Origin of the sequence: Panacagrimonas sp. (assembly GCF_965216805.1) — a bacterium.
GTDB lineage: Bacteria > Pseudomonadota > Gammaproteobacteria > Nevskiales > Nevskiaceae > Panacagrimonas.
The window spans coordinates 203,651-229,005 of sequence record NZ_CBDCGN010000002.1; the positions used below are offsets into that span (position 1 = coordinate 203,651).

Here is a 25,355-nt window from a genome sequence, read left to right on the forward strand (position 1 = left end):
TGCAAATGCCGTGGCGCGGCGACGGGCTCAGGGCACGTCCGGGTATTGTTCGCGCAGTGCCATGAATTCCGGCACCAGCGGCAGGCTCAGGTCCACCAGGTGCGGGTCGAAGTGTTTGCCGCGCTGCTCGACCAGGTAGGCCACCACCTGTTCCACCGGCCACGCGGGTTTGTACGGGCGCACGCTGCACAGGGCGTCGAATACGTCCGCGATCGCCACGATGCGTCCGACCAGGGGAATGGCTTCGCCGGCCAGACCGTCGGGATAGCCGCTGCCGTCCCACTTCTCGTGATGGGTTAGGGCGATGGTGTTGGCCAGCCGCAGCAGCTCCGAGCGATGCGTGCCTAGAATCTCGGCGCCGTACTGCACGTGCTGCTGCATGGTCGCCCACTCGTCGGCGTCGAGCTTGGCCGGTTTGCGCAGGATGTGGTCGGGGATGCCGATCTTGCCGACATCGTGCATCGGCGCCGCCAGCATCAACAACTCGGCGTCGGCGGCGGTCATCCCGCAGGCGCGCCCCAGCAGGCGCGCGTAATGGCTCATGCGGATGACGTGAAAGCCGGTGTGATCGTCCTTGAATTCGGCAGCCTTGCCCAGCGAGCGGATGATCTCGACCTGGTTGTCGGCCAGCTCCGCGGTTTTTTCCGCCACGCGTCGTTCGAGGGTGCGTTCGGTGCGGTACAGCGTCAGGTGGGTCTGCACCCGGGCCAGCACCAGCGGCGCGCTCACCGGCTTGGCGATGTAGTCCACGCAGCCCAGTTCGAAGCCGCGCCGCTCGTCCTCCACCTCGCCCATCGCGGTGCAGAAAATGACCGGGATGTGCCGCGTCGGCAGATGCTCCTTGAGCGCTGCGCAGACCTCATAGCCGGACAGCCCCGGCATCATGATGTCCAGCAGGATCAGGTCCGGCGCTTCGGCCGATCGCGCCAGCGCCAGCGCGCGCTCGCCGTTGATGGCGACCTTGACCCGATAGTGCGGCCGCAGGATGCCGCCCAGCACGTCGATGTTTTCGGGCGTGTCGTCGACCACCAGGACGGTGGTTTGCTCTGCGTTCATGGGCCACCTCCTGGAGCGGGGCGGTCGCTGTCCAGTTGTCGGATCAGGGTATCGGCCACGCCACCGGCCACCTGGAAATCGTACGCTTCCACCCGGCGTTTCAGATGCTGCACCAGCGGCCACATGGCGTCCTCGGTGTCGGCCGGTGTCAGTTGCGCGGCCAGATCGAGTGCGGCGATATCGTCCTCGGCCAGGTGTTGGCGGAGTTGCTGCAGCAACGAGCGCAGACGCCCGGCACGCGGCAACGAATCCGCGCTGGATTCCGCCGCGGTCGCGGGGTCGCCGCTGGCGTCGTTGGTCGCGATGGCGCGCGCCAGGCGGGCCAGTTCCTGCTCCAGTAACTGCAGTTCGCCGGCTGCCGGCAACTGGCCGGCGCGCAGGTCGCGCTCGATGCCGGCGGCCAGGCTCTGCACGCCGGCGGCGCCCAGACTGCCGGCCACCGACTTGAGAGTGTGCGACAGGCGTACCGCGGCGTCGCGATCTTCGCCATCGAGCAGTTGGCGCAGACGGGTGGCGGTGTCGCCGTAGGTGTCGCGAAACCTGAGCAGCAGTTTGCGCAGCAGTGCGGGATTGTCGGCGGTGTTCTTCAGCGCCACCTCCAGGTCCAGACCGTCGAGCCGTGGTGGCAGCGGCGCCGCGGCGGCTGACGCCGCGGATCTGATTGGCGCCGGCGTCGGTGTGCGGCGACCGGGCCCGAGCCATCGCGCCAGCTTGGCCATCAATTCTTCGAACTCGATGGGTTTGCCGACGTGATCGTTCATGCCGGCGTCCAGGCAGCGCTGGATGTCCTCGGCCATGACGTTGGCGGTCATTGCGACGATGGGCAGGTCGCGGTGGCGCGGGTCTTCGCGGATGGCGCGGGTGGCGGCGACACCGTCCAGCACCGGCATCTGCATGTCCATCAGCACCAGGTCGAATTCCTGCGAGCCGACCTTGCCGACGGCCTGGCGGCCGTCGACGGCCTCGCTGACCACCATGCCGGCCTGTTGCAGGATTTCGGTGGCGATTTCGCGATTGATCTCGTTGTCTTCCACCACCAGCACCCGGCACCCGCGCAGCGAGGGGTGCGCGGACAGCGTGCTGGCCGCGCGACCGCGCGGGCGCTGCGGCTGGCGCCCGAAGGCGACCAGGGTGGCATCGAGCAGGGCGGAGGGGCTGGCCGGCTTCACCAGCAGGCCGTCGATGGCGACGTCGGCCAATTCGTCGTGCAGATCTTCGCGACCGTAGGCGGTCACCATCACGATCGCCGGTTGCGGCTGGATGTCGGGGTGAGCGCGTACCGCGCGGGCGGTTTCGGCGCCGCTGATGCCGCCCATTTTCCAGTCCAGCACCACCAGGGCATGCGGCTGTCCGGCGGCGGCGGCGGAGATCAGTTCATGCAGCGCCTGTTCGCCGCTGTCGCAGGCGTCTGCGCGAAACCCCAGCGTGTGCAGCATGGACAGCAGGATTTCGCGCGCGGTGGCGTTGTCGTCCACCACCAGCACGCGGCGGCCGACCAGATCATGTGTGCCCACCCAGCTCGGCGAGCGGCTGTCGGCCTGCACCCCCAGCGTGGCGGTGAACCAGAAACAGCTGCCGAGTCCGGCCTCGCTTTCCACGCCCACCGCGCCGCCCATCAGCTCGGCCAGGTGTTTGGCGATGGTCAGACCCAGACCGGTGCCGCCGAAGCGTCGGGTGGTGGAGCTGTCCGCCTGCTCGAACGCCTGGAACAGGCGTGCGGTCTGTTCTTCGCTCATGCCGATGCCGGTGTCGGTGACCGCCAGTTTCAGCACCGCGGTGTCCAGACGGCGCTCCACCAGTTCCACCGAGACCACGATCTCGCCGGTGTCGGTGAACTTGGCGGCGTTGCTCAGAAAATTGCTCAGCACCTGGCCCAGGCGCAGCGGATCGCCGAGCAGACCGTTGGGGACCTGCGGGTCGATGCGGAACAGCATCTCCAGTCCCTTGTCCTGAATTTTCTGGCCCAGCAACAGGGTCAGATTGTCCAGCACCTCGTTGAGCTGGAACGGCACCGACTCCACCACCAGCTTGCCGGCTTCGATCTTGGACACGTCCAGCACATCGTTGACGATGCCGAGCAGCGCATGCGCCGCACCGTCGATCTTGCTCAGATAGGTGTGCTGGCGCTCGTCTAGCCGGGTCTGCAACACCAGATGGCTGATGCCGATGATGGCGTTGAGCGGGGTGCGGATCTCGTGGCTCATGTTGGCCAGAAAGCTGGCCTTGGTGCGCGCTGCCGATTCGGCCGCTTCGCGCGCGCTGGCCAGGTCGTTTTCCAGGCGCTTGATCTCGGTGATGTCGGTGAAGAACCCGCGCGATTGGCGCACGCCGCCGGCGCCCTGCTGTTGCGAGGCGGTCACCAGCAGCCAGCGCACTTCGCCGTTGCCTGCGTGGCGCACGCGAAACGAGGCGCGCGCCTGGCCGCTGCGGTCGTCGAACAGTGCGCTCAACTGCGGGCGGTCTTCTTGCAGCACCGTCTCGAACAGCGCACCGATGTCATCGGTCACGCGCTGCGGGTCGATGCCCAGGATGTCGACCGCGGCGCCGCTCATGAACGGGATGCGGTGCTGCCCACCCGGAAAATGCAGGCCTTCGAACACGATGCCGGGCAGGTGATCGGACAGCTCGACGATGCGCTCGCTGGCGGCATCAGCGGCCGCACTGCGCTCGACGATGCGACGCTCCAGCGTGGCGTTGAGCGCTTCCAGTTCTTCCTGCATGCGCATCTGCTCGGTGATGTCCATGCCGACGCCGCCGACCGACTGGACTTCACCCTGCTCGTCGCGGATCGCAAACCGCACGGTCAGCAGCCGCCGGCCTGGTGCCTGCGCCGCGGCGACCGGTTCGACCGCGCTGTAAGACACCCCGCTGGCCATCACCTGCGCCTCGGTGCGCCGCGCCGCCAGCGCAGTCTTGGCGGGGAACAGGGAATCGTCGCGCTCGCCGACGATGGCGCGCCCGGGCTGGATATCGAACAGATCGCGGTAGGTCTCGTTGGCCAGCAGGTAGCGGCCGTCGCGATCCTTCACCCAGATCGCCATCGGCGCGTTGTTGAGAATCGCCTCGAACTGGGTGCGGGTCTTGGCCAGGTCGGCGCCGGTCTGGGCTTGCGCCCGCCGCAGTTCGCGCTCCAGCGCAGCACGCTGCCGGATTTCGCGGCGCAGGTGCAGTGCCCAGAACAGCAGCAGCACACCGGCCACCAGCAAGGGTAGCGATACGCTTATGTTCCAGAACAGCGTTGTTTCGGTTGCCGCGGCGGCGTCGGACAGGACGGCTCTAGCCGGCGCCGGAACCGCCGCTGCCGCGACCGCAACCCCCGTCCGCGCTGACCCCATGCCGGTGTTGTCCCCACCTGTACGGGACCATACTAACCAGCTTGCTGCGACTGGGCATCAGCGGCCGCGGAGGGCTCAGTGAAAGGCGAAGTGCTCCGGCGCCAGCTTGGTCAGCGACTTGCCGGGCTTGGTCATGGCGCTGGCGTGGGCCTTGGCGCGCGGCAGCAGGTGGTCGAAGTAAAACCGCGCGGTGGCGATCTTGGCCTTGTAGAAGGCGGCCGATTCCGAGCCGTTTTCCTGCGCCAGCTTCTGCGACGCCACCGCCGCCTGCAAGGCCCAGAAGTAGGCCATGACCACGTAACCCGAATACATCAGGAAGTGATGGCTGGCGGCGCTGACCACGTCGCGATCCTTGCGCGCCGCCAGCATGATGCGCACGGTCAGTACGTTCCATTCCGCCGCCAGCTTGGCCAGATCGGTGGCATAGCGGCGCAGCTTGGCGTGGGTCATGTGCTCCATCGCGAACTTGGCGATCATGCCGGTGAACTCGCGCACCGCCTTGCCGCGCGTCTGCAGCAGCACCTTGCGACCCAGCAGGTCCAGCGCCTGGATGCCGGTGGTGCCTTCATAGAGCGTGGCGATGCGGGCGTCCCGCGCAATCTGTTCCATGCCGTGTTCGGCGATGTAGCCGTGGCCGCCGAACACCTGCATGCCGTGGTTGGCTGCCTCCAGGCCCATCTCGGTCAGGAAGCCTTTGAGGATGGGGGTGAGAAAGCCGAGCTTGTCGTCCCACCTCTTGTACTTGGCCTCATCGTTTTCCAGGATGCCGTTGACCATGTGATCGGCGTACTGGCCGGCGAAGTACAGCATCGCGCGGCCGCCCTCGGCGACAGCTTTCTGCGTCAGCAGCATGCGCCGCACGTCGGCGTGATGGATGATGCTGTCGGCGACCTCGTCGGGTTCCTTCTTGCCCGACAACGCGCGCATCGAGCGCCGGTCCTTTGCGTAGGCCAGCGCTCCCTGGAACGACAGTTCGGCATGGCACACGCCCTGGGTCGCGGTGCCGATGCGCGCGGTGTTCATGAAGGTGAACATGGCCTCCAGGCCCTGGTTGGGCTCGCCGATCATGTGCCCGACGGCGCTGTCGAAGTTCAGCACTGCGGTGGCCGAGGCCTTGATGCCCATCTTGTGTTCGATGGACGCGCACACCACCGGGTTTCGCTCGCCCACTGTTCCGTCTGCGTTGGGCAGGAACTTGGGCACCACGAACAGCGAGATGCCGCGCGTGCCGGCAGGCGCGTCGGGCAGGCGCGCCAGCACCACGTGAACGATGTTCTCGGCCAGATCGTGTTCGCCGGCCGAGATGAAGATCTTGGTGCCGGTCAGCGCATAGGTGCCGTCGGCGCGCGGCTCGGCCCGGGTCTTGACCTGGCCCAGGTCGGTGCCGCACTGCGGCTCGGTCAGGCACATGGTGCCGGTCCAGCGGCCTTCGACCAGCGGCGGCATGTAGACCTTGAGCAGCTCCGGGCCGGCGTACTGCATGATCGTGTTCATCGCCCCCAGCGACAGCCCCGGGTACATGGTGAACGACCAGTTGGCGGTGCCCATCATCTCGGACTTGAACAGGCCCATCGACATCGGCAGGCCCTGACCGCCGTATTCGGCGGGATGCGAAAGGCCCTGCCAGCCGCCGGCCACGTACTGGTCGTAGGCGTCCTTGAAGCCTCTGGGCGTCCGCACCTCGCCGTTGTCGAAATGACAGCCCTCGGCGTCGCCGGGCAGGTTGATCGGCGCCAGTACTTCCTCGCAGAAGCGCGCGCACTCGTCGAGGATGCTGTTGACCGTGTCCGGATCGGCGTCCTTGCCGTTGGACAGGCCGGCGTAGTGCTTCGGGTAGTCGAACACTTCGTTGATCAGGAAGCGCATGTCGCGCAGCGGGGCTTTGTAGACAGGCATGAGGCTGATCCGGAGGGGGATCGGCGATTCTTGCCCAGCCACCGCTCGAAGCCATTGGCCAATCGGTTTTGCCACGTGGCGCTCGGGCCGAAGCGTCCGGCCGGATCTCGATCAATGGTGGCAGCAGGGTTAGAGAAGTTTCGCCACGTCTCTGATCGTGCGAACAATCCTCATGACATGCTCGCAGAGATACCCGCAAATGTACCCGCACTTTCGTTGCGTGCCTGCCTGATCGCGCCCGTTGTCATGCTTGTTGAGCCGAATCAGCCGCGAACGGGCAGGGTCGATTCTGACGAACGGCGCCCCTCGCTGGCCGATGTAGTCGCCGGCCGCGCGCGGACACGCGGCGGCTCTGCGCCCCGTTTTTCGGCGCGGCTTAGCAGGGGTCGGGGATCACCAGGAACGGGCCGGATCAGGGGGCGGGCGGTGCCTGCGCGGCGCCGCAGGCTCTGATTGCAGCTCGAATCGGTCCCGCAACCCGGAAACGTCAACCGTCAACCATCCTGTCAAGCCAACCAATAGCCAGCCGCTGGCGCGCGAGGGGGGCTCGAATTACCCCGTACCGTGATGCCCAGAAGGACCCGCGCCCATGCCGAAACCTGCGGGGTCAGCGGGGTCAGCGGGGACAAACTCTCTAACTTCATGATCCTGATATGGTTATTTGTCCCCGCATCAGCGTGCATGCCGGGGGTCACTGCGGGGTCAGCGGGGACAACTTGCGGTCGCGGAATCTGTCCCCGCATGGTGGTGGGCGGGGACAAAGCAGGGGCAGAAGCGGGGACAGGGAAACTCTGTCAACTCAATAGCTTCCATGGAGTGTCCCCGCTGTCCCCGCTGACCCCGCAACATTTCTAGCTCGCCGCCCTCGGCATGTGCCCGGCTTCGCCTGTTTCCGCTGCCGCTGCGTCGTCGCCGGCCTGCCAGATGCTCGGCAGGATCATGTAGCACCAGGTCAGCCCGAGCCGGGGCAAGCGCACCCGCTGGGTGAACTTGCGGCTCTTCTCATCCCGCTGCAGCGCCCCGGCATCCTCCAAGGCCCTGGCCACGTCGCGCGGATCGAATCCGGCGCACATTTCATCGCGGAAGGTCTCGCGCAGCACATAGAACCCATCGGCGGATTCCAGCGTGCCTTCCTGTACGAACGCCTTGCGAAAGCCGGCGCGGTCCTTGGTGATCCAGTCGCCCGAGCCGTCATCCTTCCAGGGTGCAAAGCGGGACTCGCCGTGTCGTTCGAGGAACTGGCGCACCTGCGCCACCATGCGGGCCGGCTCCACATTGGCGGCACCGCCGCGCAGCTCCAACCACGCGCGAAAACAGGTGCGCGCTGCGCCGTCGGCCTCGCCGGCCTCCCATCCGGTGATGCCCAGGCGCGAGGCCAGCTCACCGGCCACCGCCACCAGGGCAAAGCGATTCGCCACGCGGTGCGCCTGGCCGTCGGCCCGCGGTGGCAGCACCGCCGCACAGAACCCGGCGCGCTCGGTCTTGATCGCGTCCGCCAGCGTGCCCACCTGGCGCAATACCCCCTCGATAAAGGCGGGTGCTGCCGTCCCGTGGTACTGCGCGGCGGTGGCGCACAGCGCACGCGAGAACGCTGCGGCATCGCGATGGCCGTGCAGCTGCTCGAACAACCCGCGCCCGGCGCCGGCATCGGCCGGGATCTCTGCCAGGCGTGTTTCCTGCCCGGCCTGTGCGCGCTTGCCGTCCTGGCGCATGTGTTCAGCCAGGGAGATTTCACCCGCACTCAGGAACAGCAGACGCCAGCGCAGCACCGGGCGAGCCGATCCGCCGCGGTGGGCGCGTTGTTTCCCGGCGCCGTTCCCAAGGGCGTACGCCGCAGCGCCGGCCGCCTTAGGCTCAATCTGCGCCAGCTCATCGAGCGTCAGCAGCGCATCGTTGTGCATGGCGGCTACAGGTTCCAGACCATTCGCTGTCGTATTCCATCGCCGCAAATAGTCCGGCCCGCCAAACACGCTCGCCGCCACGCGCAGCGCCGTGGTCTTGCCGGTGCTCGAACCGCCGCGCAGGTGAAAGCCGCCGGATTCTTCATCCACCCAGTGCAGCAGCATCGAGGCGAAGGACATCGACACCGCGAACACCAGGCGCGAATTGCCGCGGCACAGATCGGCCACATCGCTGCGCCACTCCGCCAGCTCGCCAGCCTGGCGATACACGCGGTCGCGCAGGGATTCGGATTGGAAATACACCGCCTCGGCGGCGTCGCCGATGGTGCGATCCGGCAGCACGAACACGCGCCGCGCGCCCTCGCCATGCCAGCCGGTGCGCTCCACCGATCGCGCGTGCTGATTGGGCCGCGCCTGCGCCAGATACTCCACGAACAGATTGCGCGCGCGCTGCGATGGCGGCACGAAGAACCCCTGGCGCAGCAGCTCGGAGCGCATCTCTTCACCCGAGCCGCTGAACATCCGCCAGGGCAAGGCCCATCGATGCGCGTGGCCGTCGGCGTCGGCGAACTCGATCAGCAAACCCCAGTTCTCTTGCTCGGTGTCGCGCAGCCGCGCCAGCACGCGCAGGGGCGGGCTGACGCGAAAGGGCGGCTCCAGGGGTTCGTCGGGACCCCTACCGCGAGCGCGAAACCACACCGCATCGATATCGACCGTGAACCCCGCGGGGTAATCGTCGCGCGCGCGATTCGTGGCCGGCGCCGCGGGCTTGCCGCTGCTGCCGCGCTTCTTGCTGCGCGCTTCGTCCAGGCTCGCCACGCGGCGGCCGGTGGCTGCGGGCTGGGGCGCGGCGTCGGCCACAGGCGCAGGCGCTTCTGCGCTGCGCTGCGGCGGCTCCACCGGGTTGGCCGCGGTGGCAACCTCCACCCCTCGCAAAAGCTCGCTGCGCGCGCGCTCCGCGCCCCAGGCCCGCGCCGCATCGTTCCAGTCGCTCAGCTCGCCTTCGGCCTGGCTGAACTCGGGTGCGATCACCACCGCGCCCACCGCCTGCGCGGCGTCCTGTGCCTTGGCTATTCCGGGATTCAAAAAGGTGACGTGGTCGTTATCGGCGCAGACCACCAGGCGCACGTCCGGCAGCTTGGCGCGCAGGGCCTCGGCAACGGGTCGCAGGTTGCCGGCGTCGAAGGCGATGGCCACCGGCCAGCCGGTCAGCTCATGCACCGTGGCGCCGGTGGCGTAGCCCTCGCAGATCGCGAGCACCGCGCCGGCCTGCGGCCTGCCGATGCCGTGATAGTGGCCAGCCTTGGCGGTGCCGGTGCCGAACTTCTTAGAGCCGTCCGCCTGTATGAACTGCAGGCCCTGCAGCGCGCCAGCGGTATCGCGCAACGGCACCAGCAATTGCTCGCGTAGCTGGCGGATGCCGTAGGGCTTCACACCCTTGGCCACCAGGTAAGGATGCGTGACGGTGACGGCCTGGCGCGCTTCCTTCCACAGCCGTGCGGCCTTGGCCCTGGCCTTGGCGCGGTCGGCTTCCAATGCCGCAGCCCTGGCCGTGCGTGCGGCCTCGATCCGGCGCCGGGCTTGCTCACGCTCCGCGGCGGTCAGCTCGCGCTCGATCTTCGCGCACCAGGTGTGCGACGCGCCGGCGTCCTTCCAGGTGCCGAACTCGCCGGCCGGTATGCCGTCGGCATGCAGCACCAGCCAGCCGTTGCGCGTGTTGCGCTTGTCGCCCTCCACATGAAAGCGATGTAGCGTCCCGTCGGCCACGATCACGGAAGGATCAGACGGTGCCAGTCCCGCGTCAGCCATCGCGGCGCGGAACTGGTCGAGGATTTCCGATAGGGACAGCAGGGGGCGGTCAGTCATGCTCAGTCCGTGGCGAAAACCGGTCGCACCAGTCGTGGATCGTCACCGGCTTGCGGCGCGCAAAGAGCGCGCCTTGCGGGTCGAATAGATCGGCGTCGCACAGCCCGCGGCATGCGTCGGTGGTGTCGCGATTGAAGTGCCGGCAGGCCCTGCAACTCTCGCCGGCCGCGCGTGTGCGCGGCGGCTTGCCGTCACCGCCCGGTGGCCTGGCGCGATAGCCAGGCAGCACCGGGGCGGGGCCTGCGGGCAATAAGTCGCTCATTGCGAATCAGCCGCGCCGATGTCCAGCTCTACGCGGATCGCATCGGCGCGCTCGCGGATGCTGACGCGGTCCAACTGCAGGGTTAGCGGTGCCGCGCTCCACGAACCGGTCGCCAGCGATTGCGCCGCGCGCAGCGCTTCGGCCGCGGGCAGAAATTCCGCCTTGGCCGCTTCGAACCGCAGCTCCGCAACGGACGCGCGGGCGAGGTAAAGCACACGCTGCGCGTTGAGCGCTTCAGCCGCTGCTTCAGCGGTCTCGGTCGTCGCTGCAGCGTGGCGTCGCTGCGCCTCGGTGTGCTCAGCCTCCAGGGCCTGCAGCGTGGTTTCGAACGGCTGCGCGGGTCGCTTGTACTGGCGCCCTTCGATGCGTGCGGCGATGGCTGCAGTCGCCGAATCATTCAGCGCGGCGGTGGCCTGCTCTTTGGCCGTGCTCAGTTCCTGCGCAATGTCGGAAAGCACCTTGTCCATACGCGCGAGCCGTTCGCGGCATTCGGTTGCACGGGCTTGCGCGCTGCGCCGCGTTGCAATGGCCGCCTGCAGATTGTTGTCGGCGTGAATCAGCCGGTCGAGGCGCGAAAGCTGCGCGTCATAGTGGCGCTTGTTGTCCGCGTCGCGCGTGGCCTCGATCTTCGCCGCGTACTCGCTGCGGCTGCGCTTCAGGGATTCAAGAAAGCTCTTCATGGTTTACTCCGATATGTGATGGATCAGCCCGCCAAACGCGGGCCGCAAAGGTCCACACGGCGCCCGGTGGGGCCGTCGTGGGGTGAAACGGGGAAAGGGAGAAAGGGCCGCTAGTCGGCCGGCGTCACGGCGGAGAACTTGCCGCACCACTGGTCCGCGCGAACCTGCGGCCAGCTCGCGTGTCCAGTGCCGGCGCGTAGCCCTGGCGATTGGGCGCGGCAATCCCCCAGGGGTTCGGCTTCGGCCGCATCAAGGGGAGCTGCGTAGAACCGGCAGCGGCGACATTCGAAGGGGCTTGCGGGGCGCGGGCTCATGCTTGGCTCGCGGTCGGGGTGGATCGGGCGGCGGCGATGCGACCCTGCACCCATCGGTCAACTTCACTCGCGACCCAGGCGACGGAACGGCCGCCAGGCACAAGCGAGATGCTGCGGGGAAAGTCGCCACGCGACATGGCGGCGTAGATCGCGGCGCGGGATAGGCCCGTGCGGGCCTCAACCTCGGGGCGGCGGATCAGAGCGCTTCGTAGTTCTTCGGTCATCACTGGAATCCGGTTGCTCATGGGATTCCAGAATCAGGGGGCGGCGGCTGTCCTTACTACGGCGTCATTTCCCGCCCGACGCTGTGTTTTCGCGCACTGGATTTGCCTGCCAGATTGTGCAGCCGCGTGGCCGTCAATGGTGCCGACTTGGCCCATTCCACGGGCTCGCAAGCAGCGAACGTCACGCGCAGAACGCGAATCAGAACACTCTCATGGGTTTGCGTGGCTTGCAGACCGCGGCGCGCGTGCATTGCCTCGGCGATTCGTTGTGCCGCGCGCCGGCGGATCATGCCGATGGCCTTGTGATTTGGTCCCGCCGTGGAGCTGCCGCGCTGCCCGAATTGCTTCGCCTGCGCCGCTGGAACGTAGCGATCCACCAGCGCGGCGTACTCGCGCAGCAGGGCCGGCAACATCCACCCCCATAGGTGCGTTTTCTCGCCCGGGGCGAGGGTCTCGGTCGTGATCCGTTCCGGCGCCGCTTGGATGTCTGCAGCCAGGGCGCGGACTCGCGTTGCGAGCGCGGCCGCTGATTCAGATTCCTTTGCCCTCTCAAGATAGCGCGAGGAATCTGCGTACTCGAATAGGACGATCCTCTCAATCTCGGCAATCAGGCGGTCGTCAATCTGACGGGGCCTTCCATTTGGACGTTTCGGCGTGATCGCCTTCAACTCCGCCCGTTGTGCCTCGGTGAACTTGAACGGGCGCGCGTCCAGTCCTTCGCTGGTCCACTGCAGGCGGGCCGGTTCGACGAACACCCTGCGTCGCTTCCCGCGCCCGCGCGGCGGTGGTTTGTCGCTGTCCCCGTCATCCATCGCGCACCTTCCTGCGCAACCTTCAAGAAGGTCGCCGCACCAGGCCGCTGAAGGTGTCCGGCTTTTCGCCCCGTCGGGCTAGGTGCGGCGATTTAACGATGCCGGATCGCGGGACCCGGCGCCAGCGCCTCAGTCCGCGTCAGGGGGCGGGGCGCCGGGGACGGCCGGGATCGCGGCGTCTAACGCGCCCTTGGCCATCTCCACCAGGCGGGCCGCGGTCATCAGCAGGTCGCCATGGCGCAGTTCGCTGTCGTGCTGCTGCGCCATGCCCATCAGCTCGATGATGGTCTGAGCTTCGCCCATGAAGGTACTGGCATCTTCAAGCAGGTCCGCGGCCAGGGCGTCGGGCGGGATTAGATATCGAGTGCAGTTCGAGAACAGCTCGGCTTCGGTGCCGATGGCGACGGATTGGGGGATCGGGTTGTTCATGATGACTCCAAGGTGAAGGTGCCCCGCGCGAGACGGGGCGGGAAGGTCGAGGGGGCGAACGGCGCCCCTCCCGGATGGGTGCGGCAAAGCGGCTCCAGTGGTGAGCGAAGCGCATTGCTTCGGTTACCGTGGTGCAGCTGCTTGGCTCAGTGCGGGTTCGGCAACCGCGTTCGCCGCATCCATTGCAGCCTTGGCCATCGAAGCCAGTCTGGCCGCGGCCTCGATCAGATCGGGGCATCGTGATTCGGCCGCAACCGCCAGGACGGCCAGCGCCTCCCCGGTAAAGACGCTGGCATCGTTCATCAGAGCAGTGGCGAGGGTGCCGGCGGGGATCACATAGCTGGCGTTCATGCCGAACAGCTCGGCATCCTTGCGGGTGCAGACGGCGCCATCCGACGCGGTACTGGCACCAGGGATCGGCGGGGCCGCTTCGTTTGGGGTAGCGTTCAAATCAGCTTGCTTCATGGGTCTACTCCATGTTGCGAGTCAGGGCCGGCGGCGTGTGTCACCACGCCATCGGCCCGCCTCATGCCCGGCTGTGATCCGCCGCCGGGCGTCGCGGTGAATCGATCAATCAGGCAGCGCGACCGAAAGCGCCCTGCACCACGGTGCCGCGCTTCAATCCGTCCAGGTAATCGGCCCAGGCCTGCATCATCTGTCGGCGCTCCTGCAGGTACTGCGCGCGGTCATAGGCCGCGCCCAATGGGCCGCTGGCCTTGTGCGCCAATTGGCGTTCGATGGCGTCAGGCTTCCAGCCCAGCTCGGACAGCAGCGTGCGCGCCGTGGCCCGGAATCCGTGGCCGGTCATCTGCTCGCCGGTGTAGCCCAGGCCGCGCAACGCGGCATTCACGGCGTTCTCGCACATGGGGCGCAGGCGGCTTCGAGCGCCCGGAAAAACGTAGCGCGGCGCGTCCGGCTTGCCATGGATGCCGCCGCCAGTGAGCGTGCGCAGCTCGCGCAGAATCGCGACAGCCTGCGTGCACAACGGCACGATGTGGTCGGCGCGGGTCTTCGAGACGTGGTAGCGCCACGATGGCGCCGGGCCGTCAATGTCGAACTGCGGCCATTGCGCGGTGCGCAGCTCGCCAGGGCGAACGAACAGCAGGGGCGCCAGGCGCAACGCGCCGCGGACGGTGAATGTCCCGCTGTAGCCGTCGATGGCCCGCATCAAGGCGCCTACCGCGACGGGATCAGTCAGGGCGCTGAAATGGCGCGTCGATGGCTTGGCCTTGAGTGCGCCGCGCAGATCGCGGCACGGATCGCTGGTCGCGGCGCCGATCCCGACGGCGTATCGGAAAACCTGCGATATGCGGGCCTTGACCCGGTGCATCGTTTCCAGCTTGCCGGCGCTTTCGAGGGGGCGGAGTGCGCGGAGCACGTCCGGTGGTTGGATTTCCACCAGGGCCATGTGCCCAAGGTGCGGGTAGACCAACTCCAGCATCCATCGGGCCTTGTCGAATGTGATGGGCGCCAGTGATCCGCGTTGTAGCTGTAGCCACGCCTCCGCAATCGTCCCGAAAGTGTTTGCTGAATCGAGCGTCCGACGGGCCTTGTCGGACTTCCGTTGCGCGCTCGGGTCGATCCCGTCAGCAATCAGGCGTCGCGCCTGCTCGCGGCGCTCGCGCGCCTGCCGTAGCGTGACGGCGGGATAGCTGCCGAAGGACAGCAATCGTTCCTTGCCGCCGAAGCGATAGCCGAACCGCCACAGCTTGCCGCCGGTAGGCGTCACCAGGACAAACAGGCCGGACTCGCGAGGGAGCTTGTGAGGCTTTGTGGCCGGACGCGCGCTGCGAATTAGCGTGTCGGTAAGGGTAGCCATGCGGGTATCTCGGTTCGCCAGAATTCGGCGAATCAGAAAATACCCGCAAAAGTACCCGCATCAAGCAATGGCTTCCCTCGGACGCTCTTGGACGTTGTTTGACGGGAAAACCTGCAAAACCGCGCACTTCCGGGCCAATTAACGCCGTACTCGGAAGCCCTTGGATGTTCAAATGGTGCCGGCAGCAGGGATCGAACCCGCGACCCCCTGATTACAAATCAGGTGCTCTACCAACTGAGCTATGCCGGCTTGGCCTGCGGGCCGCGATTCTAGCCTACTGACCGGACCGACATCCGCCGATCAGCGGTAGGGTTTGGCGCGGCAACGGTGCGCTATGCCAAAGTTGCAGACCGGGTCCGACAAAAGGGCTGCAGCGGAGGGTTGTACGGCGCCGTGTCGGAATCTTGGCGTGGCAGGATGTTGGCAGGCGGGAAAGCATGGTCTGGGCGCGATGCCCGAGCGCTTTTCCAGGGAGCCAGCGCAATGATCATTGCCCACGTTTTCCTGTCATTTCTGCCGATGGCGCGGCGTGTCAGCGGCTTTGCGACGTGCTACAAAGGCTTGGCGCCGATTCGTGAGAGGACCGGCGCTTTTGCATGCCCGCAGTAATTTCCTATTTTCTGCTTTTTTATCAATTGACTACGGATTATTTTTCATGTCAGGCGGTCTTGAATGAGCGGCAACAACCTAATCTTTCTGGTCATGGATAGCTGCCGCTTCGACAGCTACCAGCGGGCCAAGACGCCAAACATGGATCGTCTGGGGTTGGGCGAGCGGCGCTATTCGTTTGCCTCCTGGACGTCGCCGTCGCACTACACCTACCTGATGGGCATGATCCCCCATCGCAGCCCGCAAGGGGTGTTTGCCTCAGAGGTGTACAAGCAGGATTTCGTGAAGTGGGTGGACCGTCTGGGCATCGATGGGCTGTCGTTCAAGAGCTTCGTGCCGAACCTGTCGTTACCCAAGGTGTTGCAGGACCACGGCTACCGCACCTGTGCGCGCATGTCGCTGCCGGTGCTCAACCCGACCTGTCACCTCAACAAGCATTTCGACGACTACAAGCTGATGGCGAACCACAACGACTTCGCCGGCATGGTCAAGGACATCGAATTCGACGAGGACGAGCCGCAGTTCTATTTCTGCAATCTCGGCGAGACCCATTATCCCTACATGCTGGACGGCGACTCACTGCCGCACATCTCTGGCGTGCACGGCGTGTTCAAGCGCATGGACGACGAATTGGGCCAGGCGCAGCAGGATCAGTTTTTTGACGAGCGGCAGATGCAGGACCTGCATCAGCAACAGATCAAGACGGTCGAGTACGTCGATGGCGTGCTCGATGCCCTCATCAGTCAATCGCCGGTCGGCACGCATTTCATCGTGACCGCCGATCACGGCGAATGCTTCGGCGAGAGCGGCTATTTCGGGCATGGCCCGATCGTGCACGAGAAGGTGCTCGAAGTGCCGTTCCTCGAGGGGCGAAAAAAGTGACGGTTGCCGGCGCTCTTGGAGAGGGGCGCGGCTTCGACCGGGGTTTTCAAGAAACATGACTCGATCATCATTTCAGGTCTTCGGCCTGGTTCCTGCCGATCTGTCCCACGCCGGGCTGGCGCTGGCGGTGGCCCGCGCGGGCGGCACCGCGCTGCTGGATCTGGAATTTGCCGCCAGCCCCGCACGCGCGCTGACGCATTTCGAACGCCTGCTCGCCGGGACCGACGGACGGGTGGGGCTGCGTGTGGGTCCGTCGCAGGTGGCGCTGGCCCGCGCGCTGATCGCGCTGGCGCAGGATCGCGCGCTGTGCGTGGTGCTGACCGGTCCGGCAACGGAGCTGCGGCGACTGCGCGAGGCCGTCGGCCTGCGTGACGGCGACACCTGCCTTGCAGAAATTCTGGCGGCGGAAGATGCCGAGATCGCGGCGTCGATATGCGACGGCCTGCTGGCCCGCGGCCACGAGGCCGGCGGCTGGGTGTCGGAAGACAGCAGTTTCATCCTGCTGCAGAAGTTGCACGGTCGGGTGTCGACGCCGGTGTACATCCAGGGTGGCATCGGGGTACGCACGGCCGCCGCCTGCCGTGTGGCGGGTGCGGCGGGCGTGGTGCTGGACGATTGTCTGCTGCTGATGGCGGAGTCTCCGCTGTCCGCGGCATTGCAGCAGGACCTATCCCGTCTCAATGGCGCTGAATGCAAGCTGTTCGGCGAACTGATCGGCCGTCCCTGCCGCGCGTTTGCGCGGCCCGGAAGCCCGGCACTCAAGGCCGCCGAGGAGCTGCAGCGCGGTGCCGAGGGCGGCGAACTCGAACTCGAGGACTGGATTGCACAGACCCAGGCCAGTCTGGGTTGGGGTGGTCAGGGTTTGTTGCCGCTGGGTCAGGGCATCGGGCTGGCTGCGCAGTACCGCGATACCTATCGTCATGCCGGGCGCCTGGTGCAAGCGGTGCGCCGCGCATCGCTGGCGCAGATGGACAAGGCAGCCGGTCTCGGCGCGCTGAACGAGAACGCGCCGCTGGCACGTTCGCACGGCACCCGTTACCCCTTGGCGCAGGGCCCGATGACGCGCGTGTCGGATTCGCCCGCATTTGCGGTGGACGTGGCCAAGGCGGGTGCGCTGCCGTTCCTGGCGCTGGCGCTGATGCGCGGGCCGCAGGTCGCGCAGATGCTGGAACAGACCCGTGCGCAGATCGGCGATCTGCCCTGGGGCGTCGGCATGCTGGGTTTCGTGCCGCATGCGCTGCGCGAAGAACAGTGCGCGGAGATCTGGAAGTGCAAGCCCGGCTTTGCGTTGATCGCCGGCGGACGTCCCGATCAGGCGGCAGAGTTCGAGAGCCGCGGCATACCCACCTACATCCACGCGCCGGCGCCGGCGCTGCTCAAGATGTATCTGGAGCAGGGCGCGCGACGCTTTGTGTTCGAGGGTCGCGAGTGCGGCGGTCACGTCGGTCCGCTCGGCAGCTTCCCGCTGTGGGAGCAGATGATCGAAGTGTTGCTGGCCCACGTGCCGGCCGGCGAAGACAAGAAGATTCATATCCTGTTCGCTGGCGGCGTGCACGACGCGCAGTCCGGGGCCATGGTGGCGGCGCTGGCGGCGCCGCTGGCCGAGCGCGGCATGAAGGTCGGTGCGCTGATGGGCACGGCCTATCTGTTCACCCAGGAGATCGTCAGCTCCGGTGCGGTGGTGGAGGGTTTCCAGGCCGAGGCGCTGCGTTGCCGGCGCACGCTCAATCTGGAGTCCGGGCCGGGCCATGCCTCGCGCTGTGTGGACACGCAGTTCGCCCACGATTTCTACGACACCCGCCGCCGCCTGATCCGCGAGGGCAAGAGCGCAGAAGAAATCCGCGAGGTGCTGGAAGACCTCAATCTCGGTCGTCTGCGCATCGCCTCCAAGGGCGTTGATCGCGACGATACCGGCCGCGTGGTGGACATTGCGCCGGAGCAGCAGCGGGCCGATGGCATGTACATGATCGGCCAGGTCGCCACGCTGCGCGATCACGTGGTGCCGGTGGCGCAACTGCATGACGACGTCTGCGCCGGCTCGCAGCGGGCGCTCGAGCGCCTGGCGCAGGATCGGATGGAGCGTGCGCTGGACGCGCAGCCCTCCGACATCGCCATCGTCGGCGTCGGCATCACCTTGCCCAAAGCCGACAGCGCGGACGACTACTGGAAGCTCATCCTGGACAAGCACTGCGTGATCCGCGAAGTGCACAAGGAACGCTGGGACTCCGAGCTGTATTTCGATGCCGATCGCAAGGCGCGCGACAAGGTCTACTCCAAGTGGGGCGGCTTTCTCGACGAAGTGCCGTTCGATCCGCTGCGCTTCGGCATTCCGCCGAAGTCGATGAAGTCGATCGACCCCCTGCAGTTGCTGACCCTGGAGACCGCTGCCCGCACCCTGGCCGACGCCGGCTATGCCGATGGTCAGTTCGATCGCGAGAACACTTCGGTCATTCTGGGCGCCAGCGGCGGCGCCGGCGATCTGGGCGTGCAGTACAGCATGCGCGCGGAACTGCCGCGCTTCGTGGAAAACCTTACGCCCGACGTGTGGGAGCGCCTGCCGGAATGGACCGAGGAGTCCTTCGCCGGCACTCTGCTCAACGTGGCCGCCGGGCGCGTCGCCAACCGGCTGGACTTCGGCGGCGTCAACATGACTGTGGACGCAGCCTGCGGCTCCTCGCTGGCCGCGATCAGCATCGCGGTGCACGAACTGGAAACCGGGCGTAGCAGCCTGGTGCTGGCCGGCGGGTTCGACACCACCCAGTCCATGTTCGGCTATACCGCGTTCGCCAAGACCCAGGCGCTGTCGGCCAAGGGCCAGCCGCGCACCTTCGATCAGAATGCGGACGGCATCGCCATCTCCGAAGGCGTGGCGATGATCGCGCTCAAGCGTCTGGCGGACGCCGAGCGCGACGGCGATCGCATCTACGCGGTGATCAAGTCGGCATCCGGTTCCAGCGATGGACGTGCCCTGGGCATGACCGCGCCGCGCACCGAAGGCCAGGTGCGCGCGCTCAAGCGCGCTTATCGCAAGGCCGGCTTTTCGCCTGCCACCCTGGGGCTGGTGGAGGCGCACGGTACCGGTACGCCGGTGGGCGACCGCACCGAAGCGCAGACCATTGCGCACACCCTCAACGAAGCGCACGCCGCCCCGCGCAGCGTCGCCATCGGCTCGGTCAAGACCTTGATTGGTCACACCAAGGCCGCGGCCGGCGTGTCCGGCCTGATCAAGGTGGCGCTGGCGCTGCATCATCGCGTGCTGCCGGCGCACCACGGTGTCGATCAGCCGATCGACACCGTCGCCAGTTCCGATTCCCCGGTGTACCTGCTCAAGGATGCCCGCCCCTGGGTCGCGCATCCCGATCACCCACGCCGTGCCTGCGCCTCGGCCTTCGGCTTCGGTGGTGCCAACTTCCACGCCGTGCTCGAGGAGTATGGCGGTGGCGCCGGCCCCAGCGGCGGCAACCGCTGGCCGGCGGAGCTGTGCCTGTGGCGCGCGGCCGACGTGCCCGCGCTGGTGCGCGAGCTGGAAAAAGTGCTGCCGCACGTGCAGGCCGGGTCGCGTCTGCGCCTGGGCGAACTGGCCAACGCGCTGGCGCGCCAGGCCGAGCTGAGGCCGGCGGCCCCGGTGGCGCTGGCGGTGGTGGCCACCGACCTCAAGTCGCTGGCTGCCGATCTTGCTGCGGCCATCGCCCATCTGCAGGGCGGCACCAAGCCGCTGCCGCCCAGCGTGCGCTTCGGCAAGTCGGTGCCCGCGCAGTCGCCGCCGGTGGCTTTCCTGTTCCCCGGTCAGGGTGCGCAATACCTCAATATGGGACGCGAGGCGGCGCTGTACCTGCCCGAGATCCGTGAGGCGTTGGAGCTGGCCGACCGCGTGCTGGCGGACGATTTCCGCGCGCCGCTGTCCACCCGGATCCTTCCGGCCAGCGCGTTCGATCCAGACACCGAAGCCGCGCAGGCCGCGGCGCTCACCGACACCCGTGTGGCGCAACCGGCGATCGGGACACTCGCGCTGGGATACCTGCGCCTGGCCGAACGGCTGGGCCTCGAAGCGGTGGCCAGCGCCGGGCACAGCTACGGCGAATACGCCGCGCTGATGGCTGCCGGCGTGCTCGATCCGGCCGATTTCCTGCGTCTGTCCGCGGTGCGCGGTCGCGCCATGGGCGCGGCGGCGCGCTCTACCGAACCGGGCGGCATGGCCGCGGTACAGGGGCGGCGCGAGCGGGTGGCGGCGCTGGTCAAGGACTTTCCCGGCGTGCGTGTGGCCAATCACAACGCGCCCGAGCAATCGGTGATTTCCGGCCCCAAGGCGGCGGTCGAACAGGCTGCGGCCAAGCTCAGCAGCGAAGGTCTGCGCGCCTCCCTGTTGCCGGTGTCCGGAGCCTTTCATACCGAGTTGGTGGCACCGGCCAAGGCGCCGTTGTCGGCAGCGATCCACGCCACGCCATTCAAGCCGGCGCGCTTCCCGGTGTATTCCAACAGCAGCGGTACGGCCTACCCGGCCGATCCCGAGGCGATGCAGAACCTGCTCGACGGCCACCTGCTGTCCAGCGTGGAGTTCGTCACCGAAATCGAAACCATGTACGCCGCGGGTTGCCGCGTGTTCCTGGAGTTGGGTCCCAAGGGCATCTGCACCGGCATGGCGCGCCAAACGCTGGTGGGACGCGACGCCGTGGCGGTCTCGCTGGACGCCTCCGGCGGCGGCATGCGCGGGCTGCTGTCGGGTCTGGCCGAGCTGTTCGTCGCCGGGGTGCGCTTCGACAGCGCGGTGCTGTTTGCCGACCGCGAACTGCGCGCGCTGGATCTGGGCAAGCTCGCCGATGCGGCGGCGCCGACGGTCTACCCGAAGCACTGGTGGATGCTCAGCGGCGGCTGCGCGCGTCCCATCGACGACCCCATCGTGCGCACCGGCAAGCTGCCGGCACTGACCCGCGAGACCGCGGCCGCCGCCAGAGAGGCCTTGAACGCGCGCCTGTTGGCAGAGGCGCGTGCCAGCCTGCCGCCGGCAGCGTCTGCGATCGCTGCCCCCACGGTAGCCGGCCCAGCTGCGAGCCCTGCGGTCCAGCCCGTCAATGCCTTGAGCAACGAGGCGCTGGTGGCTTACCAGCAGACCATGCGCCAGTTCCTGGCCTTGCAGGAGCGCGTGGTGCAGCAGTTCCTGGGTGGCGCGCCGCTGCCCGGGGTCGGCACCGCGGTGTCGATGCCGAATCCGGCACCCGCGCCGGTGGTCCGCCCGTCTGCGCCGGCGCCCACATCTGCAACTGCGGCGCCGCCGGTGCCAGCCAGCAACGGACCGGCGCCGACCGCGCGCCCGGCGGCGCTGGAAGCGCCGGCCCCGCGGCTCGACCTGCGCGCGAGCCTGCTCGACATCGTGGCCGAGCGCACCGGCTATCCGGCGGAGATGCTGGCACTGGACGCCGATATGGAAGCCGATCTGGGGATCGACTCGATCAAGCGCGTGGAAATTTTCGGTGCCTTGCGCAAGGCCCTGCCGGAGTCCACCGCGCAGGCCATGCAGCAGGCCATGGAGCGGCTGACCCGGGCGCGCAGCCTGCAGGCGGTGCTGCATGAGGTGGAAGCGCTGGCCCCGGTGACCGCGCCGCCGGCCGCGCCGGCGCCGCCGCGCGAGGCGCCTGCCGCGACACCGACCGCAGCGCGGGCCTTCGACGGCCGCAGCCTGCTGCTCGACATCGTCGCCGAGCGCACCGGCTACCCGGTGGAAATGCTGGCGCTGGACGCCGACATGGAAGCCGATCTGGGGATCGACTCGATCAAGCGCGTGGAAATTCTCGGCGCGCTGCAGAAATCGCTGCCGCCGGAGGTCGCCGCGCGGGTGCAGGAGCAGATGGAGCGCCTGACCAAGGCGCGGTCTCTGCAAGCGATTCTGCAGGTGCTGGGCGAACACCTCGCGGCGCCGGTGGCGATGCCGGCAACGGCGCCGACCCGCCCGCTGCAGGCCGCGGCTGCCTTAGACGGCGACCACGATCCGGCGGCGGTCCGCAGCAAGCTGCTGCAGGTGGTCGCCGAGCGCACCGGCTATCCGGTGGAAATGCTGGACCTGGACGCCGACCTCGAAGCCGATCTGGGGATCGACTCGATCAAGCGCGTGGAAGTGCTGGGCGCGTTGCAGAATTCATTGGAGGGCGAGTGGGCCGAGGCGGTGCGCGGGCGGATGGAGCGCCTGACCCAGGCGCGCAGTCTGCAGGCCGTGCTGTCGGAACTGTCGGCGGTGCGGCGCCTGCCGCGTGGCGAGGGCCAGACCCGTGCCAAACCGCCTGCCGGTGCCGCACCGGCGCCTGCCGCGTCGGTCCCGGTGAAAGCCGATTTCCAGACCCTGTTGCTGCAGGTGGTGGCGGATCGCACCGGCTATCCGGTGGAAATGCTCGGCCTGGAGGCCGATCTCGAAGCCGACCTGGGCATCGACTCGATCAAACGCGTCGAAATTCTCGGCGCGTTCCAGAAAGCCGTACCCGCTGCCGCGGCGACCGTCGTGCAGGCCGGGATGGAGCGCCTGACCAAGGCGCGCTCGCTGCAGGCGATCCTCGCCGTGCTGCGCGGTCCCGGCAGCACCGTGGCGGCGCCGAACCCGCCGGCGACCACCGCAGTGGCGATCTCGACGGCGGTCCACGCCGGTGCGGGAGCCGTGTCGGCTGACGGCCGCAATGCGGCTCCGCTGCCGCGATATGTCATCAAGTCGGTGGCGGCGCCGCTGAACGGCAAGGTGCTGAGTCTGCAAGGACTGGCGCTGGTGCTCGGCGCCAGGGACGCGATCACGCGGGAAGTCTGCGGCTCGCTCAAGGCGCGCGGTCTGACCCCGGTGGCGGTGGCCGCAACCGAACCTGCGGCCCTGCAGCAGGCCATCGCGGAAGCCCGGCACCTGCATGGGCCGGTGCGTGCGCTGGTCCATCTGCACGGGCTGGGCATGCAGACGGCCAAGGAGCTTGCGGCTTGGCGCGGCTTGTACCGGCGCGACCTGCTGAGCCTGTTCCACGCCCTGCAAGCGACGCTGGACGATCTGCCGCAGGCGCGAGTGATCGGCGTGAGCCGCCTGGGCGGCAGCTTCGGGCGCGACGCCGTCGGTCGCGGTCAGCCGGTGGCCGGTGGTGTCAACGGCATGCTCAACTGCCTGCGTGCCGAGGTGCCCGGCTGCATCGCTCGCGCGGTGGATTTCGACGGCCAGTCCGACGCCGAAGTGATCCGCTTGCTGGTGGAAGAAATCCTGGCCGAAGACCACGCTCCGGAAGCCGGCTATATCGGCCTGGAACGATTCGGTTCGGCCACCCTGGCGCAGCCGTTGGCGCCGAGCCCGTTTCCGCCTCATGTCACGCCGGAGGCCGACTGGGTGCTGCTGGCAACCGGCGGTGCGCGCGGTATCACCGCCGAGATCCTGCACACGATGGTCTGTCCGGGCATGCAGATGATCCTGCTCGGTCGCACCGCCGAACCCGGTCCGGAGCCGGTCGCTCTGTCCGCCCACGCCGACGCCGCCGCGCTGCGCCGCGCGCTGCTGGCCGAACGCGTTGCGCGCGGAGAAAAACCCCGACCGGTGGAGATCGATCGCGAAGTCCAGCGGCTGCTGGTGGACCGCGAGATCCGTCTGAATCTGGCGCGCCTGCGCCGGGCCGGCGCCAAGGTGCGCTATCTCGCCTGCGATGTTCGCGACGAAGCGGCGCTGGGCCAGTTGCTGGACGAGCTGTATACCCGGCACGGGCGCATTGACGCCGTAATCCACGGTGCCGGCGTCATCGAGGACAAGCGCCTGGCCGACAAGACCGCCGAATCCTTTGAGCGCGTGCTGGGCACCAAGCTCGATCCGGCCTTCGTGTTCGCCCGCAAGCTGCGGCCGCAGACGCTCAAGTTGCTGGCGTTCTTCACCTCCGTGGCCGGGCGTTACGGCAACCTCGGACAGACCGACTACGCCGCAGCCAACGAGGCGCTCAATCGCCTGGCCTGGGAGCTGCAGCGGCAGTGGACGCAGACGCGCGTGGTATCGGTGAACTGGGGACCCTGGGACGCCGGCATGGCCAGCGACGGCGTCAAGCGCGCGATGCGCGAACGCGGCATGGAGCCCATCGACATCGCCGCCGGCTGTCGCTTCTTCAGAGACGAACTCGCTTACGGTCCGCGCCACGACGTGGAGCTGGTGGCCGGACAAGGCCCCTGGGGCGAGGTGTCTGCGGGTGTATCGGCGGATGCCGCACCGCGCTCGGAACAGGCCGCCCGCTATCCGCTGGTGCGCCGGGTGCCGCGCATCGGGGTGGGTGGTGCGCTCACCCTGGAACACCGGCTGTGCCTGGCCGACGATCCGTACCTGGCAGACCACGTCATCGACGGCAAGGCGGTGTTGCCGATGGCCGGCGCGCTGGAATACATGGCGCAGTTCGTCGCCGCCGGCTGGCCGGAATGGAAGCTCGCCGAGCTGCGCGACCTGCGCCTGTTCTCGGGGCTGGTGCTGGATGGCGATCAAGGCCATTGCGACATCGTGTTGCGCGCCCGTGCTGCCACTCATTCCGAGCCCGGCGTGCAGGCGGTGACGGTGGAGATCGCCGACACCCGACACAAGGGCAACCCCAACTACCGCGCCACCGCGGTGCTGATGCAGGACCTGCCGTTGCCGATCGCGCCCATGCTGGACGTGGCCGACGCGATGGAGACACTGGACGTGGCGCAAACCTACGACCGCGTGCTGTTTCACGGCGCCCGCTTCCGCAGCCTGACAAGCTTGCGCATGGCGATGCAGCCGCCGGTGGCGGACGCCGCGCTGCAGGCGTCGACGCCGCAGGGCTTTCTGAGTGCGGCCGACGCCGCGGCGAGCTGGCTGTTCGATCCCGCGTTGATCGACGTAGCGCCGCAGCTGGCCTTCATCTGGGCGGCGCGCGACAGCCAGGCGGGGGCGTTGCCCAACCGCATGGGCTGCGTACAGCGCTTCGGCGAGGCACCGATCCGCGGCGAGTTGCAGTTGCGCCTGCGCGCGCAGGCGGTGAGCGCGGGCGGCGGTTTCGAGTACGAGGCCGAATTCGTCGACGCCAGCGGCAAGGTGCGTCTGGCCATCCGTGAAGGCGAAAGCACCATCAGCGCTGCGCTCGGGCGGTTGTCGCCGGGTAACAGCGCCAGCGCCGCGGTGGCGCCGAAGCCGGGCCCGCGACGCTGACGTCAGGATTCTCTTGGCCGTTCGCGCGGATGAGCACGACGCGGGCCCGGATCGACGGACCCGCGGGTTCCGGCCGGCGCCGGTTCCGGCCACGGGTGGACCCGGGCTGGCGCCCGGCAGAG

The 25,355-nt window shown here is 67.9% G+C and carries 13 protein-coding genes and 1 tRNA gene; 2 read left to right on the top strand and 12 right to left on the bottom strand.

Annotation, left to right across the window (positions count from 1 at the left end):
- Positions 1 to 27: 27 nt before the first annotated feature.
- From ACOOHP_RS01040 to ACOOHP_RS01095, 12 genes are all read right to left on the bottom strand, one after another.
- Positions 28 to 1,056: an HD domain-containing phosphohydrolase gene (locus tag ACOOHP_RS01040; protein WP_420464612.1), complete on the bottom strand. Its 1,029-nt coding sequence runs from the start codon at positions 1,054 to 1,056 to the stop codon at positions 28 to 30.
- Positions 1,053 to 4,256, bottom strand: coding sequence for a response regulator (locus ACOOHP_RS01045; protein ID WP_420466923.1), 3,204 nt, complete (start codon positions 4,254 to 4,256; stop codon positions 1,053 to 1,055). The genes ACOOHP_RS01040 and ACOOHP_RS01045 overlap by 4 nt, the downstream gene beginning before the upstream one ends.
- A 210-nt stretch (positions 4,257 to 4,466) precedes the next feature.
- A complete protein-coding gene (locus tag ACOOHP_RS01050) occupies positions 4,467 to 6,287 on the bottom strand; it encodes an acyl-CoA dehydrogenase C-terminal domain-containing protein (protein ID WP_420464613.1) in 1,821 nt (606 codons plus the stop codon).
- Positions 6,288 to 7,138: 851 nt separating this feature from the next.
- Positions 7,139 to 10,054 (bottom strand): DUF927 domain-containing protein, encoded by a 2,916-nt coding sequence (locus ACOOHP_RS01055; protein WP_420464614.1) that lies wholly within the window; start codon positions 10,052 to 10,054, stop codon positions 7,139 to 7,141.
- Positions 10,047 to 10,316 (bottom strand): hypothetical protein, encoded by a 270-nt coding sequence (locus ACOOHP_RS01060; RefSeq protein ID WP_420464615.1) that lies wholly within the window; start codon positions 10,314 to 10,316, stop codon positions 10,047 to 10,049. The genes ACOOHP_RS01055 and ACOOHP_RS01060 overlap by 8 nt, the downstream gene beginning before the upstream one ends.
- Positions 10,313 to 10,996, bottom strand: a complete 684-nt coding sequence (locus ACOOHP_RS01065; RefSeq protein WP_420464616.1) for a hypothetical protein — start codon at positions 10,994 to 10,996, stop codon at positions 10,313 to 10,315. The genes ACOOHP_RS01060 and ACOOHP_RS01065 overlap by 4 nt, the downstream gene beginning before the upstream one ends.
- 310 nt (positions 10,997 to 11,306) lie before the next feature.
- Positions 11,307 to 11,555, bottom strand: coding sequence for a helix-turn-helix transcriptional regulator (locus ACOOHP_RS01070; protein ID WP_420464617.1), 249 nt, complete (start codon positions 11,553 to 11,555; stop codon positions 11,307 to 11,309).
- 35 nt (positions 11,556 to 11,590) lie between these two features.
- Positions 11,591 to 12,289 (bottom strand): hypothetical protein, encoded by a 699-nt coding sequence (locus tag ACOOHP_RS01075; RefSeq protein ID WP_420464618.1) that lies wholly within the window; start codon positions 12,287 to 12,289, stop codon positions 11,591 to 11,593.
- 186 nt (positions 12,290 to 12,475) lie between these two features.
- Positions 12,476 to 12,775 carry a hypothetical protein gene (locus tag ACOOHP_RS01080; protein WP_420464619.1) on the bottom strand — a complete coding sequence of 100 codons (300 nt, stop codon included), beginning with the start codon at positions 12,773 to 12,775 and terminating at the stop codon, positions 12,476 to 12,478.
- 123 nt (positions 12,776 to 12,898) lie between these two features.
- Positions 12,899 to 13,240: a hypothetical protein gene (locus ACOOHP_RS01085; protein ID WP_420464620.1), complete on the bottom strand. Its 342-nt coding sequence runs from the start codon at positions 13,238 to 13,240 to the stop codon at positions 12,899 to 12,901.
- Positions 13,241 to 13,349: 109 nt separating this feature from the next.
- On the bottom strand, positions 13,350 to 14,594 hold the full coding sequence (locus tag ACOOHP_RS01090) for a tyrosine-type recombinase/integrase (protein WP_420464621.1): 1,245 nt from the start codon (positions 14,592 to 14,594) through the stop codon (positions 13,350 to 13,352).
- Positions 14,595 to 14,767: 173 nt separating this feature from the next.
- Positions 14,768 to 14,843: transfer RNA gene (locus ACOOHP_RS01095), tRNA-Thr, on the bottom strand.
- Between the two features lie 423 nt (positions 14,844 to 15,266).
- Between ACOOHP_RS01095 and ACOOHP_RS01100 the strand changes: the two genes are divergently transcribed.
- Both ACOOHP_RS01100 and ACOOHP_RS01105 read left to right on the top strand, forming a co-directional pair.
- A complete protein-coding gene (locus ACOOHP_RS01100) occupies positions 15,267 to 16,085 on the top strand; it encodes a sulfatase-like hydrolase/transferase (RefSeq protein WP_420464622.1) in 819 nt (272 codons plus the stop codon).
- 55 nt (positions 16,086 to 16,140) lie between these two features.
- Positions 16,141 to 25,233 (top strand): SDR family NAD(P)-dependent oxidoreductase, encoded by a 9,093-nt coding sequence (locus tag ACOOHP_RS01105; RefSeq protein WP_420464623.1) that lies wholly within the window; start codon positions 16,141 to 16,143, stop codon positions 25,231 to 25,233.
- Positions 25,234 to 25,355: the final 122 nt, after the last annotated feature.